The organism is Methylohalobius crimeensis 10Ki (genome assembly GCF_000421465.1).
GTDB classification, from domain to species: Bacteria; Pseudomonadota; Gammaproteobacteria; order Methylococcales; family Methylothermaceae; genus Methylohalobius; species Methylohalobius crimeensis.
Map to the genome: position 1 here is coordinate 168601 of NZ_ATXB01000001.1, position 17839 is coordinate 186439.

Here is a 17839-nt window from a genome sequence, read left to right on the forward strand (position 1 = left end):
GGGATTGTCCTTGGAAGCTGTGGGCTACCGTTAAGTGGGAATGGCTTAACGGCCGTCAATCCACTCGCGGAGTATATGCGGTAGATTCTGAAGCTGCCGCCCTTGGCAGACGCGGATTCCCAGTTCGGCGGCGCGATGGTGGTCCGCCGCCTTCAACGGCAGATAACTGACCAACATCCCTTGGCCGTGCAATCCGCCCAGCAAGTCCTTCAAGGTGTCCAGCTTGTAGAGGGCTTCGGCGCCGGCGGCGCGATGATTACCCGCCACCCGGAAATGGCGCGTTTTGCACTCCATCAAGTAGAAGCGGTTGTTGGCGAGAAAAGCCACGTCCAGCTCGTTTTCCACCTCGCCGCCTCGCGTGCTCCGGACGACCCGGACCCCCTGGGCCACGTCCTGAATCAACGGCAGGTCTTTGCGGAGCATCTGGACCTGATGGAAAACGTGCCATTCCAGCCAGCCGCCGTTGACGAACGCGCGGGCCTCTTCGTCGGGAAAAACGATGCGCTCTTTCTCCAGGCGGAGTGCATCCACCTGTTCAAAGCCTTCCAATAACTCTTGCAGGGCCGGCCACCTGCGATGGCCGGGCGTCAATATGGGCGAGACCAGGGTGTCTCCGGCCGAGGCGGCGTACCAATTGAGCGTCCGGATGGCTTGTCCATAGTGTTCGATATTCCGGATGAGATGGTCGGCCAGCGCACGCCGGGCCGGCGGCACCTGAACCCCGCCCCGCGCCTCGATCTCGGCGCCGTAGGCCAGGAGGAAATGGGGCAACTTGATCCGGTCGGCCAATTGGTGCTTGGGGAAATCGTGGGGGTAAAGCCAGAACAGTTCGTCGGTATGGGGGTGGACGTAGAAAATGGGCCGCTCGTACGCCCGGAAAACCTCGACGGCGGCGATGCTCATCGGCTTGGTGCCGCCGGTGGCGTTGAGGACCGGGGCCTGCTCGGCATGCTCGAGCAATTCCAAGAACCGATCGAGCAAATGTTTCACGTCCCAGGCATCGGCCACCGGCCATTCCTCGACCGCCACGCCGGCCCCTTCCTTCAATACCCGCGTGAGACGGTGGGCTTGGGTTTGCATGTGGCCGCTGACCACCAGGGTCACTTTTTCCGGTCGGACCGCGGGGTCGAGCGCGGGGGTGATATTGGGCGTGGCCTGTTCCGACACCAGATAGACATGATGGGGGAATAGCGGCGCTTCGGACGTGCTATTCATGGATTTTACCATTCTCGAGGATTGATTCTTCTTCCAGCCATGGTATTTGCATTCTATTGTCTTACAGCCTGTTTCAAAACTCGATATACCGTACAAGCCTAGAGGGCATGACGACCCCTTAATTCCCTCTCCGTCCGGAAATGACTCAAGAAGCGTTCCTTCTCCCGCTGGCGGGAGAAGGTTAGGATGAGGGTGGATCATCCAAAGCGTGCACCGCAAAGTCACCTGCGAAGATCTCCTCGGGCTGCCGGAGAACCTGGTCGGTGAAATCCCGAGTGGTGAGTTCCACACTCATCCGCGACCGGCGCCGAAACATGCACGGGTCGAATCGGCCATCGATGGTACTTTATGGAACCCTTTCGATCATGGTGACGGAGACCCCGGCGGCTGTTGGATTCTGGTGGAACCGGAGCTTCACCTCGGTTCCGACATCCTGGTGACGGGCCTGGCCGGCTGGCGCCGGCAAAGGATGCCGACCCTGCCCGAGACCGCCTGGTTCGAGTTGGCGCCCGACTGGGTTTGCGAGGTCCTTTCTCCTGCCACCGCTCGCACCGACCGGGTGATCAAGATGCCGATCTATGCCCTGCATCAGATCCCTTTTCTCTGATTGGTCGCCCGACCTAAAATGCTGAAAATAGTTACCCTGGAAGGCAGTCATTGGCAGTCGCTTTCCGCCCTCAAAGACGACGATCCGGTCCGCCAGCCGCCGTTCGAGGCCGTCGAATTTTCCCTGGGAAATCTGTGGGTTTGAATCCCTCCCTTACCCGCCAAATGGATAGCACCGAGGTAATTGCTCCGGCAGTCGTTTAAGACGATAACGGTCATCGCCGGTGAATTTGAGCAGCAAATTCTCGATCAGCTCTTGTTCGATCCATTGGGAGAATCGTCGCCAGGCGCCTTCATCCAGGGGTTCGAATCCGTGGGCCAGAATGGATTGATTGCGCGCCATGAGTTGATTGAGCAAGGTTTCCCGGTTCCTTTCCCACCATTCGGGCAACCCCCCACCGATATGGTGGGCCGCCAAATCCCAGGCATTGAACAGTCCCGCTTGATATTGGCCGGTCCGGTGGTTGAAGGAAAGGGTGATATCCGACGGGATTTTGTCCTTGGGCACATCGGCGGTATGAATATCCGCCTGCTCCCGAAGCAGCCATTGGGCGCTCCACTCAGCCAGGCGGTAGAGGCGGGCCACGGCATCGTCATGGCGGCCTTGATCCGCGCGGCGCTGGGCGTTACGCCATAAATCGAACAGCCGAAGCGGTTCCCGGGCCGGCACATCCCGGTTGAGCAAATCCAGATGGTTGAGCAGCGGACCGAGGGTAGGACCCAAAAGGCGCCGATAGCGATCGACGATCCGCTTGGCGGCGGCGTGGTCGAAACGGTCCCAGGCGGTGAACGCCCGGCTGAGATCCCTGGCGCGTTGATATTCCCCGCGCAAGCCGCTCTCCCGAGGCGGTCGTATCCGCGCCAGCATCGCTTCCGTCTCGTCGTAGGCGAACCGCGACCACGCCTCCGTGGCTTCGCGGAGGCGGCGGCGGAACCGCGTCGCCTCAACGCTGGCCGGGATCGCCTGCTCGCTGCCCGATTCCACGCTGATCAGATTGGCTCGGCTGCCGGTTACCAACTGCAGTTCCACGCCCTCGTCGTCCAGGGCCGCGGCGACCAGGGCGGCGGTCATGGTCTTGGTACCGCCGGTGTAGTCGGCCACGATACGTTCTTGATCGTGATTATGTGTTGTCAGCCAATGGCTCACCTGCCGGTAGACATCGTCGAAATCATCCGCCTGGACGCGCAATGCTTCGAATTGATCTTCCGCCAACCCGGTTTGCGCCGGAATGTTTGGAAGGCTGGGCTTGTCGTCCTCGCGGCGTGCCTTGATGATGTTGCCCTTGCCGGTGATTTGAACATAGGAGCCCTTGTTGCCGGTGGCCGGATCGTCTTCAGAACAAACGAAGCAGACGTAATCCGGTTGCAGTTCATTGACGGCTCGTACGATGGGTTGGTGCGAACCGCCGACGGTGCAGATTAGGGTGGTTGTTGTGGGTGGCATGGATGAATCCTCGGTTTTCGAGCCTTTGTCTTATTTGTTCCCTTGAAGCTTGGCTAGATCTTCTTGGCGTTCTTTTTTGCTTTTCTTGCTCCATTTCAAGTACTTGAGCGTTTCTTGGATCAGATTGGCTGCCTCCTGTCTCAATTCAGAATCTTCCCATTCCAGGGCGAATCGGAGAAGATTCACTCTTTGATTGGCGACTTCACCGTTTGGAGAGAGCTTGCCGGCAGCCTTTTCTCTCTCCAGGGTTTCGCGCAATTCGTGGATTTGTCGCGCTTCGGGTAACATTTTTTCTTCTTCGGCGGCTTTTGCCGCTTGTTTGGCCCGCAGTTCCGCCATCGCATCGATTTCCATCGCGCCATAGCCTACCGCCGTTTTGGCGCCGAATCCGAGCCAATCGAAAGCGTGCTGGAAGGCCGATTCAAGCAGATTCTTCCAGCGATCGTTCCTGGCCAGATCCGGGGCTAGTTGTTGCAGCCGATTGCGGTCGCAATGAACGTGGAAGGAGAAATTCGATTTCGGCGGCACTGTGAGGAAAGTGATAGGAGTGGGTTGGCCAGAGTCGTGCGGAGATTGCCCGTCTTGATAATAATGCTTTTGATGCGGGGTCATGATTTCCACCGTGAGCTGGCCACCCTTTATCTTGGGAATCACATCCCAAAAAGAAAGCACACCGCGGCAATGATCTTGTTCCCCTTCTTCGTTCTCTCGGCCAAACAAGGCTTCAATGGCGTTCTCGTTCCAACCATAGTTATCATCCCATGACACATCTTCAACGAGTCCCGCGAGCTCGCGTGCCGCCTGGCGCAGTACCCCCTTGACTCCACTGCCAGGAAGATAGGGCAGGCCGTAGGGCCAGAGAAAAGCAAAACCGTTCTCCAGGGGATGTTCGTTTCCCAGACCCGTGCTGAAAGGGGCGATGGATTTCGCTGCAACAGTCAACAGGTCCGATGACTCAAAAGTCATAGCCATCGCCATTTGACGGTCAATCAAAGCGGCTTGGGTTTGTTGATCTGTGGGTGTGAGTTCACAAATATTCCGCCATGCCTTTGAGGCCGCGTACTCGTTTTTTTTCCACCGGCCGGGTAACGGATTGCGATCACGCTGGCGCAACCAATCGATGGTTGCGTCCATACCGTTAGCATCGAGATATTGCTGAATCTCTCGCCCTTCCCGGCTTTTTTTATCGGCTCGGTTTTTGACTTCTCGCTCTTGATCCTGACGGTCCGTCCATATGGGCAAAAAGATGCCAAACCGCATCCCCGGCGAGGCAGTGCTGAAATCTTTTCCCAGATAATTCGGTACGGCGGCAACCGGCATAATCAGGTCTCCTCTCCCATTCGAGCGCTGGCGAGCTGACGCAACCAGCGCAGCCAGGCGAAGGACTCGGCGGTGATGGCTTGGAAGGTCGGTGCATCCTGCTCCATCAGTGTTTGCATGAATTCCTCGAAATCCTTGGGAACTCCATAACGGCCATGCAACCATGCACGCAGTTGGCTCCCCAGGGTTTCGTGCCGTCCCCCTTTCTGATGAAGGAATGCCATCACTTGCATCAAACCGCTATTCATGATCAGTGCAGGCAGCCCCTTGGCATCATTCACATAGTCCTTGTCGTGCTTGATGATTCCTTCTTGCGCACATTGCCAAGCATCTTTGGCGCGCTGCTGCTCCAAGGTCAACTTGCTCATTTTCAACCCTCCACCACTTTAGCGATGACCAACCCCCGGCCGGTGGTTGCATCGCCGCCGATTTGCAGAGTTTTGCCGTTGATGACGGTCTTGATCTTCATCAGAACGCCGGCAGCATCTTCCCAATCTCCTTTGTCTTCCTGTTTCCTTCCGGTGCGGGTTTGACTGGCCAGAAGCGGGGCGACGAGCAGGGATTCCGGAGGCAGGTTTTCGGTGTAGAACAGGCCGCCTTTCTTGGCAGTACCGGTTATGGGGTCGATGCGCACATGGGGTTCGACCAGGGTGGCGTGTTCGGCAAAATAGGCGAAATCCGAGTCGTGGAGCACCACCAGATCCTTTTTGAGCTTTTCCCGGAAAAAAGCGTAGCCATTTGAATCAGGCAGAGCATCATTTGCGATTTTTTCCGACAATTTCGGGAGGTCCGGCGAGACTTGAACCGAATATTCGAAAGCCTCCAGATGCAATTTGTCCTTGCCGGGACCGGCAAGCAGTTCAGGATTCGCCAACACACAGCGGCCTTCTTCCGGTTGCGGAATTTCCCGATTCCAGGAGACGCCGATCAATTGCATCAACCGCCGTGCCCGCGCCAGCGCTTGGGGGCAGGTCGCATAAACGTAACCATTCTTTAGGCTGCGTACGGGAAAGGCGACGAGCTGGGCGTCTCCGAAACTGACCGCGCCGGCGTGAAGGTTGCCGTTGGCGTCGGATTCAGGCCCGAACAGGGCGTCCATCAGGGACGGATCGCCGCCGATGGCCTCGAATCCATGCCGCACCGCCCCTTTGATGCCGGAACCGGCGAAGGTGGGGTGCTGCGTATGGCGCTCTCTTTGGATGGGGTTGTCGATGATGCCCGTCGCTGTGCCCGCGCCCATGTGGACGGGACTGACGGCGTACAGAAATAATGCGGCTTGTTTTTCAAACATCAGTAAAGCTCCCTGATCTTTTCATAATCAAACTGCCCATGCGAACCGGTTGAAACCTTCCACCCGGCGGCTGCCCTCCGCCTCGTTTTCCGGCCACAGGCCGCGATCGGCAAGCCGGGTGAGGGATTCGGAAGTGGCGCTTAAGTTGTCGATCCAGTAAACGCTGCCGGCGGGCGCGGCGCGCAAGGCGGGTTTTGGCTGCCAGCGGGCGAGATCCCAGCCCGAGATGGTTTCGGCGCGCGGCACGGCGGCGGCCACCACTTGCCCGCGTACGCCGGCGAGTTCGAACTGTCCGTCGGCGGTCATGCCTGGCAGGCGCCATCCGTCGGCGAACAGGCCCGGCGTGGTGAGGACGATGCGGCAGCGTCCCGCGGACAGCAAAGTGTCCGCCGCTACCCGGGGTGGGCGGTAATCGGTTTGACGGAAGGCGGCGGCGCGGCCGTCTCCGCCCAGACGCAGCATGTCGCGTCGCGGCAATTCCGCGCCCTGGGTGCCCGCGAGAAACCCCACACCGTTTCGGAAGGCGACCGCCTGCACGCTGAACAATTTACCGTCATCGGCGCGGCGCCGGGCTGAATCGAGGCCGATTCCGATCCGCTCGTCCATTTGCCAGAGTTCACGGGTGGCCACAAGATCTTGGGCTGCCGGCAGCTCCCCGGCCAGATAGCGTTCATAGCCTGCCTGCTTGAGCCAAAACCCCGATGCCGGCTTGCTGCGCTGGTTTTCCGCCAGCACCGCCACCTTGGGCAGGGCCGCGGAACACTGAATGCCGTGACCTAGCTCATGAGGAGACAGAGGATGAATGTGAATCTCGTCCTCATCGTCCTTCGAAACCATCAGGTCGGCGGGAATAGGGTGCAGGCTTTCCTTGGTGTCGGCATATCGTCTGGCCAATAGGAAATCGGTCACCCGAAACGGTCCCGGCTGGTTCGGCGTACCCAGCTCGGGGTGTTTCTTTTTACCATCGGCAAAGGCGGCCAGATCCGTGCCGCTGCGCGCCAATAGAAGCGAGCGCAGCGCCCCGGCGGCGATCGAGGGCCACGGGGGAATCAGGGCCTCGCCGTAGCTGCCGGGATCGCCGAACAGCTTGTTACCGCGCAAATAAAGCACATCCAGCGGTTCGATGAAATGCCAGGTGTTCATGCCTCACCTCCGGTGCGGGTTTGGCGGGCCAAAAATTCGGCCACCGAAAGAAAATTGCTTAGCCAAACGAGGGGATCGTTTTTCTGGTTGGCAGCCAGCTTAGCCAATTCCGCTGTCAGGGTGGGTACATCGTGATGTTTCCATGCCGCTTCTTGTTCCGTTTGCCGTTTGAACTGATAGGACAGTAGATCGCCGAGCATGCCGGCCTCGCCCTCGGGTTCGGGCAGGTCTTTGAGCCACAACACCGTGTGATAGACCGCCCGCCGGGAGACGGCGGGATCGGCCAGAAAACCCCGTAACCTGAGTAACACCCGCAGTTGTTTCCCCCAGTCGAGGGTCAAGGTCAGCGCGCCGCCGGATCGTTTGATCACCTTGATGCACAGCGCGTCTCGCCTTCCTTCGTTTTTGGCGGTGCTTTCCGCCGCGCGCAGTTCGCGCAGAATCCGTCCCAGCGGCGCCTGGTGGTGAGCCACCACCAAACCGGCGCTGGCGGTGGCGTTTTTCCCCATCATGCGCATGAGCCGTCCGTTTAGCCCGGCGAATCCATTTTGCAGAGTCAGTCCCTTTTGAACGCCGCCTTCATGGTCGGGATCCTGGCCCGACCAGGCATAGCGCAGCCGTTGCGCCGCATTCAGCAGATCGGCCACCGGCAGCATGGCCAGCACGTCGTCACCGCCGGCGTAGAGCACTTTGCCCAGATATTCCTTTTCCACCACATGGGGCACGATGGATTGGGAAAAATCGTTCAGCGCGCCCGAGATGGCCAAATGCCGGTTGGGCGAGACGGCACGCTTCTGCCTGCCATAATCGTTTAACCGGGGATTGTTTCGCATCCTTTCCTCGAAGGGCTCGCGCACCTCAGGATGAAAGCTTTGCGCATAAGTGATGGCATGCGCATCGTCGCCGGATAGGATGCGGCCCATCCGGTCTCCGTCCATCAGCAGCAGGCCGTAGTAGGTCTCGAGGGAGAAATCACCCTTATCGTCCTGTCCTTGTTTCAGCGTTTTTCGGACCGCTTGTTTGATTTGACCCGCCTTTTCTCCGTCATCGAGCTCGCCGGCCCGCTCCAGCAGTCCGAGCAGTTTGCGCGCGTCGTCCAGGGCTGCTTTTTGTGTGTCTGATTGGCGCATCATTTTTCGAGGCAGGGCCACGCGGTCGGGCCGAAGGTCTTTGACCCATTTGGAGAAGTCATCCGTGGTGAGTCCGCCATGTTTCAGCCATTGGTCGATCTGATGGGCCAGGGCCAGGGTATGGGTGGAAACCACGAATCGGCCGAAACGTTTGTCCAGCGCCTTGCCGATTTTCTCGGCGAATATCGTCGGCCAAAGGCGTTTGATAGCCGGGAGTGCGCCCAGATGTTCGCCTTGCTTGGCCCAGGCGGGTTTTTTTTCGGCGAGATTGCTCCACAGGGTGTCCTTCTGTCGGCGGTAGGAGGTTTTCAACTGTTTCTCGTCAGTAGTGAGCCATTCGGTCTCGCCGGTGAGTGAGCAGCGCCATCCTTTCTGTTCAAGCTGTTCGAACGCGCGGACCGATTTGGCCGCCGCTAGCACCCGCTCGGACAGATCGTACACCGCCGGATAAAGCACGCCGGGGTTGGGAGCGAAAAATTCGGTGCCGTCTTCCCATTGGATTGCTTTTTGCAGCACCTGCCAGGCGGGACTTTTAAGAAAGCCACAGGGCTTGCCGGGCTCTGTGCCGAAAAAAGGAGCCATGGACTCGGACAAATGGGTTATCTCCAGGTCCGTTTGCCGTTCCTCGTTGCGTGGGCGGATCAGTGAGAAAGGCACCGCCGACCAGTGGACTTCGGGAAAGTCTTCGAGTTGTTCGCGCATCTGACGGTAGCAGGGAAGGGATTCGTGTTTTTCTTCTCCCACGGCATCCAGCAATCGATTCACCACGTCTTTGCCCAGCGCTTGCAGCCAGTGGCGCACTCTTTCCCGGCAGCGCTCCGCCAGTTCCTCAACCCTGTCGGCCGGGACCACCGCCACGAAGCGGTTGGGCAGGGCCGCGGAAAAGAGCGGGTTTGCGTCGGTGGTTCCCTTCTGCCATTCGCAGTGTTCGAACAGAGTATCGGGCAAGCCTTGCTCGCGCAGCCACAGATCCACCTGGGGAATGCCCCGAAGCCGGGGGAACAGAATCGCGTCGGGTCCGAGGTTCTTGACGATGGGTTTCATCGTTTCCCAAGCCAGTGTGGAGAGAAGGTGCGAGCCGGCCCAGAGATCCGAGGTCGAACGCGCGGCGGCGATGAAGGGCTGGACCGGTCCGATGGAAAGCGAAAGCAGGGCCGCCTCGCCTTGTTCATCGGCGTGAAAGGCGCCGGTGAAGGCACTGCTCAAATCCAAGTGATCCCAGATGGTGTGGTCGGGCACCCGGGTATCGGCGGGCAGCAGACCCCAGAGTGCCCCCAGGGATTGATGGTCCTTTTCCTCGGCCAGCAGTTCCGGGCCGAAACGCCAGAAGGCGAGGAGTGTTTTTTTGGGATCCCCTTCGACGCAGTCGGCCAGCTGTTTGAAATGGTTGAAGCTCCGCTGTTTAATCGATTCGATTGTTGTATCGTTCAATCCGCCGACTTGACGGAGATCTATGGTTTCGTTGCTCAGAGGATGGATCAGGACAGGTGACTTCGTCCACCGAACTTGACTCCAACTGTCCTTGGGCCACTGGGGGCGGTCGGCGGCGGAAGCCCACCAATCGGATTTTTTTAAAATCTTTTTTTGTTTTGCGAAGATGTCGTCGAGTTTCAAGTATTTGCGTAATTGCTTGACCGTTCCGCCTTCGTGTCCGGAGGGATCGCGCAGCAGCACCAGGGCCTTCTCCGCCGGGTCGTGGAGACGGGCGGCGAGTTTGGTTTGCCAGAACAGGGTTCGATCGCTCATACCGCGCTCCTTCGTAGTTCGTTTCTATCGTCGAGAAAACCGTAAACTCGCTGCCAAACCTGCTGAATGTCGGCTTTGTATGGGGCTGGATTGAATTCTCTTGGTGGAGAACAAGGCACATGAAAAATGACACCGTAGCATTGGCCGCTTGCGTTTTGCCGCACCTTGAATCGTAGGCTGTTGGGCAGCCGGGCGTTGCGAGGCCAGGCACGCGTTCCGTGTCTAGTGACGGGATAGGACAACCAATGCCTCGGTAACGGGGAGGAATGGGGCGGATTTTCATTTCGAAATCTAAATTGGTGGGTTCGCAGTTGGATCTTGATTTCGGCCAACTGTCTCATCATCTGCTTCCAATTATCAAAAGCCTCGGTTCGCCAAATGAGCGGGCCCCGTCCATCGCGACCGATGGCGTGGGGCCAATCGAGTTCCAAGGCGGTTTGCCAATCCTGGAGGAATGTTTCCGCCAATGAAGGAGAAAGCTCGGGCGCCCCTTCCAGCGGTTGCAGATTGAAGGAACCCCACCCGTTGCGGCTGCGTCCGCCGATGGTACCGTAGAAATGCAATAGCCCCAGGGCAGCATACAATTGCGTACTGTATTTCTCTGGAAATGCAAGCCGAAGATCAGCGTGTTCACCGTCTTGAATGACAGAATCCACATTTTTACCGAGCTTTGTTCCCCCTCGACCATCTAGGGGGCCATAGCCGAGATAGGCGTGAGGTCCAACCTTATATCCCGTTTTTTGTACTTCAGGGTGTTTTACTGTTCCTTGCTCCATCCCATTCCAGCTTTTGAGTGCCCCTTTATCCCATCGGCTCAGTCTGATCCGGACCTTGCTTTTTGAAGATAAATTCCGTTGATTGTCCGCTGCCACCCCGAATAAATTTCCCTCTGTTCGCCGCAGTTCAGTCAGCGTTGGGTTATTGCAAGTATTCCACCACACCACCCGCCACCACTGCCTGAGCAGGGACTTGAACGGCGGAGTACGCCACTGCCCGGATTGTTCGGCGTTGCCGAGAAAGGCGGGGGTGACAAATGAAACCTGGTATGTGACTGTCTTCATCATCAAGCTCAACTCCTAGTGGGATGAATATTCTTGGCTTCCGGCGTAAGCGCCAATGCAGCTGGCAAGCTTGTCTCTATCCCTCCACGCGCACCACATCCGACGCCAACGCCAGTCCGTAGCGGTGATATTTGGTGTGGGGAATTTTTTCCAGTTTCACCACCAGGTAGGGCTTGGCGCGGCGTTCCCCCAGGGCTTTCTTGATGGCATCGTTTACCTTGGTTTTACGCGGCTCGAAGTATTCCTTGGTGACGCCTTGCTTCAGCGTTTCCTCGGCTTTTTCGTATTGGGCGCTGTATTCGCCCACCAAGCGCCGGTAATAATCCAGAAGTTCTTTCTCGATATCCGTCTCGCTCCAGTGAATGCCGGGGCCATGTTGGCGGCAACGTTCGGCCAGGAGCCAGTAGAAGGCGAATTCGGCCGGTTTCAGGGAAAAAGTCTCTCCGCCGGCGGTGACGGTATGGGTAACGGGGTGGAGGCACAAGGCCAGAGGCGGCAGAGCCTTTTGCGCCTCGGCCACCACTTCGGAAAATTTGGCGCGGCCGTTCAGGAGGGTTTGGGGCAATTCTTCCCGCATCCGCACGAAGGGGATATCCGCCAGTTCCACCCGCGCTTGGTTGCAATCGAGCGGGGACTGCTGCTTATCGAGCGAATAAATGATTCGTATATGGGCTATAAAAACGCCATAAAAAAAGCGTTAAAAACCAGCAGGATAAAACGCAAACGATATAGGTTCTCATAACAAAAAAAGCGGTTGGTACTGATTTGGTACGGACAAACAAAAAACCCCTCCCGCCGAAGCTGGAAGGGGTATTGGGGTAGTCGATTTTGTGGTCAGGCTCCAGCCAGCGCCACAAGCCACGTTTGTGATGGTGAGCGCGATAGTGTCACGGTGATGACGTTATCCGCCATCAGCGGCGGCAAGCCTGCCGTATCAGGCCGTATCAGGCTCCTTCCGTCTGCCGATGTTGGCGGTGTTCATGGTGGCCTCGGTGCCGTGCTTGGTGGTGTAGTTGCGGGGCTGCGCATCATCCTCACTTCTATTAAATCGAAGTGAGCGAACAAGGTATTCAGATACGCCGCACTGCTTGGCGACCTGTACGTTACTCCACTGCGCCCACGCCTCATCATCCAGCAGCGTCATGACCGCTCGGCGTTTGTTCGCCTCGTCGCGTGTGATGTTCCCCTCGCCAAGCTGATAGAGCACTTCGTCTAGCTGGGATTTTTGTTCTTTGGTTGGTGCATCAGGCTCCTTCCGCCTGCCGATGTTCATGACGGTTTCGTTGCCCCAGCGGTCAACGTAGGTGCGGGGTGGCGGTTTTTTGTCACTTCGATTTAATCGAAGTGAGCGAACAAGGTATTCAGAATGGGTAGCCCTACCCCCTGGGTACCTTCGTTTCGCGGCTTATATCGGCTTACATAGCGTCGGTTTTTTATCACATTCATCCGATGAAAGTGAGTCGCGGCGAAGGCGGCTTACGAAGTCATCGTGGCTGTGGCGTAGGTACGGGTGACGGTTTTTTGTCACTGAACTCGGAGTTCAGTGAGGCCCTGTATTTGCTCACCATTGATTGAGCAACATTACACTGCCGCGCTATCTCCCTATCGCTCCAGCTACAGCGCCATCGATGCCCGGCGGCTTCCGGTCGATTGTTGATGCGTCGTGGATATTTTCGTGGTAGGCAACATGCCGCCGATGGGGTGGTCGCTCCGGCAAGGTGTGCTGGGCAGCTAGGCGTTGGGACGTTCGAACTGGGTCATTTTGACCCAGCTTCCCATGCTTCCCGTCGCCCTTCCGCTCCCGCTCATACTTCCGCCCAAGATAGTAGCGGGTCGTCCCCAAAGGCATCTGTCAGCCGATATGTTTTCGGCCAAGGGGGCGGGTGTGTTACGCCGTAACGCCATTGGGATAACGTGACGGTCACGGTTACGGCTGCTCGGGTGCATCGCCCCCTACCGCCCTATTATCAACTGTCAGGAAACAATCAGGATGGGATGGGATGGTGTCGTCGGGGTCATTCCAGGCTGGATGTCCGGCTTCATGTCCGGGGTGGGATGGCGTAAGTCGTTGATTTTATTGGGGTTATCAGGGTCCCTGTGGGGTGGGGAAGGCCGCGCGGCGCGCTACCAGCGCGGTTTTCGGAAGTTTTTCGGGCCTCCTGGGTCAGCAGCAGTTGTTTCGTGACAGGCAATAATCACAGGTCGAATTTGCCCCAGTCGTTTACGGCCCAACCGCCCCTCGGCGCGCATGAGTCGCGGTGCTGCTCCTTCAACGAAAGCCAAATCAGCCCGGCTATCGGGTCGTCATGGTACCTCACCGGAAGCCTAACCTGGGTGACTTCCCATTCGTCCGGTCCACGTAACCAAGTCGTGAGCGCGGCGGCGGTCGCTTCGATTCCATAGTGGCGGATTACTCGGATGACTTGCGCGGCCTCAGCCAGCAGCAAAGCGTCGTCCCCAATCTCCCTGAATATCGATCTCAGTCGCCCCCGGGTCCGCGCGCGGTCCATCTTCCGTTGGTGTCCTAGCATCTTTACCTCCGGGCAAAAAAAAGCGGCCGCTAGGACCGCTCAAGATGAAGTGGTATCCAGCGCCCCATTTTTGGTGAGCAACACGCGAGGGGGGACGCTGGCGGCTGGCTTTGGGTTTTACGCGGCAATGGACCAGCGAAACCGCGCCGATGGATTTGTTGGCCGCTCAACGGGAAGCGGGTTCCCGGCTCGATTTGTCCACGCTTGCCGGGTCGTGCGCGTCGTGGTATTTGCCCCCCCCACGCGGGTCGGAGTGCCGCCATACCGCGCGGCTTTTTATGTCATGCTGCCAAGTCCGAATCCTCACTCAGGACAATGCTCGGGTCGGCATCGGCCCGGCGGGTAACAGGTCGTCCAGCGGCTTCCAGCGCTCGGATTTCCTTTTCTTCCGAAACTTCTAGCCTACGCAATTTGGTCCGAAGCGTTTTGATGGATTTCTCGCGTTGTTCAGGCTCCAGGCTCAAATCGTGCCCTTCCGCCATCCGCTCAAGCTCGCCCGTCACCTTTTGCCGTATCTGGTCGCCAAGCAGCCACGACAGCGCGACCGCCAATGTCCGCCGGTCTATTTCCACGATCAGCGCCTGGCCTTGATCGCCGATCGGTATTGTGTGCTCGATCGCGGCCACGTCCAGCAATCTCAGAACGTCGCTCGGTTGTTCCCGGAATAAAGACTCGATGGTCTGTGGTGCCGGTCGGTCCAAAAGCCGCTCCAGGCGGTCCTTGGCTTCATCCAGGCTTGCGGGTGCCTGTTCAATCCGGCGGATTTCGCTCTGAGTTTCGGAAATGTCTTTTCTGATTCGATTCAGCTTTTTCATTTAACCGGCCCTCCGTTGAAACGCGCCGTTTGATTCGAATTCAGCCTTCTCGCCAGAATAACCCCGTGCGGCGGAGACCGTTGGGCCGAATCCTTGTAGCTGGTCAACCGAAATTCCCATCACTTCGAGGCTGATTGAGACGCCTTCGGGGTCGTCGCCGTTGGCCACAATCCAATTTGCACAGCGGTCGATCAGGTCGCGCAGCGCGGCAAGCTCGGTGCCCAATTGCTGAGTTTGCGCCTCGATTTCGGCCAACTCGGCTTGATAAGCCTGGATGCGGCGCTCTGATCGCTCGATTTCAGGCTTGGGAGTTGGAACCCGGCTATCGGGGGTTTTCAGGCGCTCCAGGGCGGCCCGGAATTTCTGAACCTCCGGCATGAGCGCGCGCTTGCGTTCCCATAGTTGCAAATTCTCGGCGTGTAGGCGGTCTCTTTGCCGGACTAGGCCGCGAAGGCGGTCCAGTGCTTTTTGCGTATCAAACATGGTCACACCTTTCTTTTTTCATAAACGCTATTAGCATTCGGCATTTTCTGGCCGCCGCTCATGGCTTCCGGTCCCACGTGGCCGTTTATGCTGCCGACCGTCTCATCGTCTGCCTGGGCTTGCAGGTCCATGATGATGCCGCGAAGCCCATTTACCGGGTCGGCGGCGAATGATGCAGCGTACACTTCCGGCTCCGGCAAGTCGGAGGCTTCCGCCAATCCTCTCACGGTGGCGGCCATCTTAAGCCGCGCTTCAAGGCGCGAAGCCGGAAGCCCGGCCTCGATTGAATCGGCTGCCATGCTGGGAAATCCGGCCTCCCTGCATCGCGCAATTGCGGCTTTGGCTTCAATCGGTCGTGGCGCAAGATGCACCATGGCGTCGGCCAAGGCTTCCGGGTCGCCGAATTTCTCGGCCAGCGCCGTGTAATCCACGTCGTCTTTTGCTGCTGCCAGAGCATTGACCAAATTTTGCTGGAAGGCGTCGAAAACCTTCGCCAGCGGTACGGCCTGATCTTTCGTGAGTCCTTGAGAAACTAGGTTTTTTGCAAATGCTTCAGCGTTCATGGTGTTTGCACCCCAATAGTTGATTTCAAAAAATGCAGACCTCTGGATACAAGGTCTCGGTCGGGTTCAGAATCGGCCAGTCCGGCATTGCTTCGCAGCAAATAAAAACAGACGTTCAGCCAGCAATCCTCGTCGAACTCGCGCAGTTCATTCAAAGCTGATTGAGCCAAACGGATACGTTCGCGGGTCTCGGGGTCGGTCATCTGGATACCCGGCGGGAGTCGTGCGTGAAATCCGGTATCGGCCAAGACTTCGCCAGCGCAGAGCGTCCCCATCGGGGTATTTGATTCTTGGATCGCCTGAAATTGGGCGGCGGTGTAATCGCTCCAAAGATTCATCGAGTACCAAAATTCGCCGGATCTCATGGATCAGATTTCGGTGCGGCCCAAATCAGGCGCGGAGACGCCGGCGCGAGATAGCCCGTCTCGGATCAGGTGCCATTCGTTTATGGCGGCATCGAATGCCTCATCGTCTCCGGCATCACGCGCAGTTTGCATGACGGCCTCCAGATGCTTCATGCGAGACTTGGCGGCGCGGATGTTTTCCGAGAGCGAGTTGACTTGGGATTGAGTGAAAGCCACGCGGATACCTCCAATTAAGGTTAGGTTTTTTCCAGCGCGGCCTTAAGGCGGGGCTGATAATACGAATTGTTGCGATTATTGTAACACGGTTTTAAGGCGACGCCACGAGATCGCCGGAGAGCGTCGAAATCCGAAAACATGGCCTGTGGTGCGGCCAAAATCGGCAATTTAGGCTGCGTCGCGGCGGTCCTTCGGCTTCCGGCCGCGTCTCTCCTTGGGGCGGCTGAAATCCCCGCGCGCGGATGGTCCGGCTTTTTTCCGCCAACGGTCGCCGTGATGAACGAACGCGTTAAATGCTCTGCATTCCCATCCAGACGTTGCGCAAAATTCGCGCAAACTGCAATCGTCGCAGGGACAATCCTCAAGCATGACGCGGGTCGCAAGGTCCGGTCGCTTCAGGTTTTTCGGGTGGCGGATTTCGGATTTTCGTGGTCGGCCACGATTGGCCATCGGTTCACCTCAAAAAAGTCGTAAGTCATTGATTATACAGGAATTTTTGCCGTCCTTGGCCGGGGTGGGGTATCAAGTCGTTCAAATACTTGCTAGGCGTTTTGCTGATTCCATGTATCGGGTCCAATCCTTGGAAGTGAATCCTATGTTGCTAAGCAGGTAGACGATATGAACTCCGAGTCCTTGAGCCATCCACCTTTTTCCTTCCACGCGGTTATCTCGTTCGAAGTCGTGACAGCAATGCTTGTGCGTGTGAAATACGCGGTCCACATATTCGCCGTCCTGTCTTTCTACAGATGCTTCTAGCCACTGCGCGTTCCCCTGGTTGGGTCGTTCTATCGGCTCCCCGCAATGGTCGCAAATGAATCTCGGGCATGATCTACCGTCAATAAATTGAATGGTTAGCATGGTTTTCTCCTTCGTGCGAATCAAAACGGAATCTCGTCGTCGAAATCAGGCGGGGCGGTGTCCGGTGGTGCAGGCTTCGCCGACTTCCTTTTTCCACCAGGGCGGACGGTTCGGCTACTCACCATGCTGTCGACGATGACGCTAAAGCCGATGCGCTCCTCACCATCCTTCCCGGTCCAGCGGCTTTGTGTAAGCCTGCCGGTGACGGCCAACGTCTCGCCCTTCTGGTGCTTTGCCAGCGTCTCGGCCTGCTTGCCGAATGCCAATACCTGAATCCACACCGTCTCCTGCTCGTCGGAATTACCGGGGGTGGCGTCACAGGCCATCCGGGCGGTGGTCATCGATTTGCCTGATTTGGTGGTCCGGGTCTCGGGGTCGCGGCCCAATCGGCCGTATGCGGATATGTGAATCATTGTTTACCCCGCTTTCTTGCTGACCGTGCTTTTTGAAGTTGCTCATAACCGATAGGGTCGCACTCTTGGCATATCAAACGGTGGCTATGCCCGTGCCATATCCGAAATGACTTTTGTGCGAGTTCGCTCATAACGCCGGTCTCGTATGCGCTGACGATAGGCGCTAAATCCTTGAGGAGCATAATCAGGCTCGGGAGATCATCGGTTTGGATGAAATCGTTTGAACTTGCATCAAGGCACACGGCCACCATGCAAGGCGCGATTCCTTCCGTTCCTAACTTCGGGTAAACCTCGATAAAGTCTCCATCCTCTGGAAAGTTAATCGCTGCCCCTCTCGAATAGCCATTACGTTGTAGCGCGTCCTCAAAATCCATTAGGTCCGGCCAGTCAAAAACGGATTCCGCCCATTCGCCTCGGCTGTACTTCCAAATATCCATGTATATCTCCTCACTAATGCGTTAATTCAAAGCCACAATCCAATGTCTCGTAGTGCTTCCCAATGCTCCATATCTAGCCGGTCAATCGCTGTAAAGCCACTTCGCTTGGCAGTCTCTCCCCACGGTGCTTGGTCTATGTTTCTCTCGTACCGAAGCACAACTGGGTCGATTTGGATGCGGTCATGCAAAACGCACCCTTGCT

20 protein-coding genes are annotated in these 17839 nt (G+C 57.6%); 2 read left to right on the forward strand and 18 right to left on the reverse strand.

Going from position 1 to position 17839, the window contains the following annotated elements:
* Window positions 1-45: 45 nt before the first annotated feature.
* Window positions 46-1215 carry a Card1-like endonuclease domain-containing protein gene (locus tag H035_RS0100855; protein ID WP_022947122.1) on the reverse strand — a complete coding sequence of 390 codons (1170 nt, stop codon included), beginning with the start codon at window positions 1213-1215 and terminating at the stop codon, window positions 46-48.
* Between the two features lie 208 nt (window positions 1216-1423).
* On the opposite strand from H035_RS0100855, the gene H035_RS17595 reads away from it, so the two are divergent.
* Both H035_RS17595 and H035_RS22625 read left to right on the forward strand, forming a co-directional pair.
* Window positions 1424-1822 carry a Uma2 family endonuclease gene (locus tag H035_RS17595; RefSeq protein ID WP_321162839.1) on the forward strand — a complete coding sequence of 133 codons (399 nt, stop codon included), beginning with the start codon at window positions 1424-1426 and terminating at the stop codon, window positions 1820-1822.
* 18 nt (window positions 1823-1840) lie between these two features.
* Window positions 1841-1966: a hypothetical protein gene (locus tag H035_RS22625; protein WP_321162840.1), complete on the forward strand. Its 126-nt coding sequence runs from the start codon at window positions 1841-1843 to the stop codon at window positions 1964-1966.
* 9 nt (window positions 1967-1975) lie between these two features.
* Here the strand turns inward: H035_RS22625 and H035_RS0100865 are convergent, their stop codons facing one another.
* The 17 genes from H035_RS0100865 to H035_RS0100955 all read right to left on the reverse strand — a co-directional run bounded on the left by H035_RS0100865 (window position 1976) and on the right by H035_RS0100955 (window position 17637).
* Window positions 1976-3265: a TIGR02710 family CRISPR-associated CARF protein gene (locus H035_RS0100865; RefSeq protein ID WP_022947123.1), complete on the reverse strand. Its 1290-nt coding sequence runs from the start codon at window positions 3263-3265 to the stop codon at window positions 1976-1978.
* Window positions 3266-3295: 30 nt separating this feature from the next.
* Window positions 3296-4585 carry a type III-B CRISPR module RAMP protein Cmr6 gene (cmr6, locus tag H035_RS0100870; RefSeq protein ID WP_022947124.1) on the reverse strand — a complete coding sequence of 430 codons (1290 nt, stop codon included), beginning with the start codon at window positions 4583-4585 and terminating at the stop codon, window positions 3296-3298.
* Between the two features lie 2 nt (window positions 4586-4587).
* On the reverse strand, window positions 4588-4953 hold the full coding sequence (gene cmr5 / locus H035_RS0100875) for a type III-B CRISPR module-associated protein Cmr5 (protein ID WP_022947125.1): 366 nt from the start codon (window positions 4951-4953) through the stop codon (window positions 4588-4590).
* Window positions 4954-4955: 2 nt separating this feature from the next.
* A complete protein-coding gene (cmr4, locus tag H035_RS0100880; protein ID WP_022947126.1) occupies window positions 4956-5876 on the reverse strand; it encodes a type III-B CRISPR module RAMP protein Cmr4 in 921 nt (306 codons plus the stop codon).
* Window positions 5877-5903: 27 nt separating this feature from the next.
* On the reverse strand, window positions 5904-7019 hold the full coding sequence (cmr3, locus tag H035_RS0100885) for a type III-B CRISPR module-associated protein Cmr3 (protein WP_022947127.1): 1116 nt from the start codon (window positions 7017-7019) through the stop codon (window positions 5904-5906).
* Window positions 7016-9895 (reverse strand): type III-B CRISPR-associated protein Cas10/Cmr2, encoded by a 2880-nt coding sequence (gene cas10 / locus H035_RS0100890; protein ID WP_022947128.1) that lies wholly within the window; start codon window positions 9893-9895, stop codon window positions 7016-7018. The genes cmr3 and cas10 overlap by 4 nt, the downstream gene beginning before the upstream one ends.
* Window positions 9892-10959 (reverse strand): RAMP superfamily CRISPR-associated protein, encoded by a 1068-nt coding sequence (locus H035_RS21635; RefSeq protein WP_152485938.1) that lies wholly within the window; start codon window positions 10957-10959, stop codon window positions 9892-9894. Before H035_RS21635 ends, cas10 begins: the two co-directional genes overlap by 4 nt.
* A 73-nt stretch (window positions 10960-11032) precedes the next feature.
* Window positions 11033-11563: a CRISPR-associated protein gene (locus H035_RS17600; protein ID WP_022947130.1), complete on the reverse strand. Its 531-nt coding sequence runs from the start codon at window positions 11561-11563 to the stop codon at window positions 11033-11035.
* A gap of 327 nt (window positions 11564-11890) precedes the next feature.
* Window positions 11891-12229: a hypothetical protein gene (locus H035_RS0100905; protein WP_022947131.1), complete on the reverse strand. Its 339-nt coding sequence runs from the start codon at window positions 12227-12229 to the stop codon at window positions 11891-11893.
* 922 nt (window positions 12230-13151) lie between these two features.
* Entirely contained in the window at window positions 13152-13487 is a 336-nt protein-coding gene (locus H035_RS0100910) for a hypothetical protein (RefSeq protein ID WP_022947132.1), read from the reverse strand.
* 281 nt (window positions 13488-13768) lie between these two features.
* Window positions 13769-14302, reverse strand: a complete 534-nt coding sequence (locus tag H035_RS0100915; RefSeq protein ID WP_022947133.1) for a hypothetical protein — start codon at window positions 14300-14302, stop codon at window positions 13769-13771.
* Window positions 14303-14785 (reverse strand): hypothetical protein, encoded by a 483-nt coding sequence (locus H035_RS0100920; RefSeq protein WP_040574300.1) that lies wholly within the window; start codon window positions 14783-14785, stop codon window positions 14303-14305.
* Between the two features lie 2 nt (window positions 14786-14787).
* The gene (locus H035_RS0100925) at window positions 14788-15348 is read right to left on the reverse strand and encodes a hypothetical protein (protein ID WP_022947135.1); all 561 of its coding nucleotides are present in this window, start codon (window positions 15346-15348) and stop codon (window positions 14788-14790) included.
* Window positions 15345-15713, reverse strand: a complete 369-nt coding sequence (locus H035_RS0100930; protein WP_026596120.1) for a hypothetical protein — start codon at window positions 15711-15713, stop codon at window positions 15345-15347. The genes H035_RS0100925 and H035_RS0100930 overlap by 4 nt, the downstream gene beginning before the upstream one ends.
* Window positions 15714-15716: 3 nt before the next feature.
* On the reverse strand, window positions 15717-15929 hold the full coding sequence (locus H035_RS0100935; RefSeq protein WP_022947137.1) for a hypothetical protein: 213 nt from the start codon (window positions 15927-15929) through the stop codon (window positions 15717-15719).
* Between the two features lie 878 nt (window positions 15930-16807).
* Complete coding sequence (locus H035_RS17605) at window positions 16808-17200, reverse strand: single-stranded DNA-binding protein (protein WP_022947140.1); 393 nt, start codon at window positions 17198-17200, stop codon at window positions 16808-16810.
* On the reverse strand, window positions 17197-17637 hold the full coding sequence (locus H035_RS0100955; protein ID WP_022947141.1) for a hypothetical protein: 441 nt from the start codon (window positions 17635-17637) through the stop codon (window positions 17197-17199). Before H035_RS0100955 ends, H035_RS17605 begins: the two co-directional genes overlap by 4 nt.
* Window positions 17638-17839: the final 202 nt, after the last annotated feature.

Coding starts and splice junctions, on each gene's coding strand:
- H035_RS0100855 (WP_022947122.1), bottom strand. CDS start 1,215: ATGAATAGCACGTCCGAAGCGCCGCTATTCCCCCATCATGTCTATCTG.
- H035_RS22625 (WP_321162840.1), top strand. CDS start 1,841: ATGCTGAAAATAGTTACCCTGGAAGGCAGTCATTGGCAGTCGCTTTCC.
- H035_RS0100865 (WP_022947123.1), bottom strand. CDS start 3,265: ATGCCACCCACAACAACCACCCTAATCTGCACCGTCGGCGGTTCGCAC.
- cmr6 (WP_022947124.1), bottom strand. CDS start 4,585: ATGCCGGTTGCCGCCGTACCGAATTATCTGGGAAAAGATTTCAGCACT.
- cmr5 (WP_022947125.1), bottom strand. CDS start 4,953: ATGAGCAAGTTGACCTTGGAGCAGCAGCGCGCCAAAGATGCTTGGCAA.
- cmr4 (WP_022947126.1), bottom strand. CDS start 5,876: ATGTTTGAAAAACAAGCCGCATTATTTCTGTACGCCGTCAGTCCCGTC.
- cmr3 (WP_022947127.1), bottom strand. CDS start 7,019: ATGAACACCTGGCATTTCATCGAACCGCTGGATGTGCTTTATTTGCGC.
- cas10 (WP_022947128.1), bottom strand. CDS start 9,895: ATGAGCGATCGAACCCTGTTCTGGCAAACCAAACTCGCCGCCCGTCTC.
- H035_RS21635 (WP_152485938.1), bottom strand. CDS start 10,959: ATGATGAAGACAGTCACATACCAGGTTTCATTTGTCACCCCCGCCTTT.
- H035_RS0100905 (WP_022947131.1), bottom strand. CDS start 12,229: ATGAACATCGGCAGGCGGAAGGAGCCTGATGCACCAACCAAAGAACAA.
- H035_RS0100910 (WP_022947132.1), bottom strand. CDS start 13,487: ATGCTAGGACACCAACGGAAGATGGACCGCGCGCGGACCCGGGGGCGA.
- H035_RS0100915 (WP_022947133.1), bottom strand. CDS start 14,302: ATGAAAAAGCTGAATCGAATCAGAAAAGACATTTCCGAAACTCAGAGC.
- H035_RS0100920 (WP_040574300.1), bottom strand. CDS start 14,785: ATGTTTGATACGCAAAAAGCACTGGACCGCCTTCGCGGCCTAGTCCGG.
- H035_RS0100925 (WP_022947135.1), bottom strand. CDS start 15,348: ATGAACGCTGAAGCATTTGCAAAAAACCTAGTTTCTCAAGGACTCACG.
- H035_RS0100930 (WP_026596120.1), bottom strand. CDS start 15,713: ATGAGATCCGGCGAATTTTGGTACTCGATGAATCTTTGGAGCGATTAC.
- H035_RS17605 (WP_022947140.1), bottom strand. CDS start 17,200: ATGATTCACATATCCGCATACGGCCGATTGGGCCGCGACCCCGAGACC.
- H035_RS0100955 (WP_022947141.1), bottom strand. CDS start 17,637: ATGGATATTTGGAAGTACAGCCGAGGCGAATGGGCGGAATCCGTTTTT.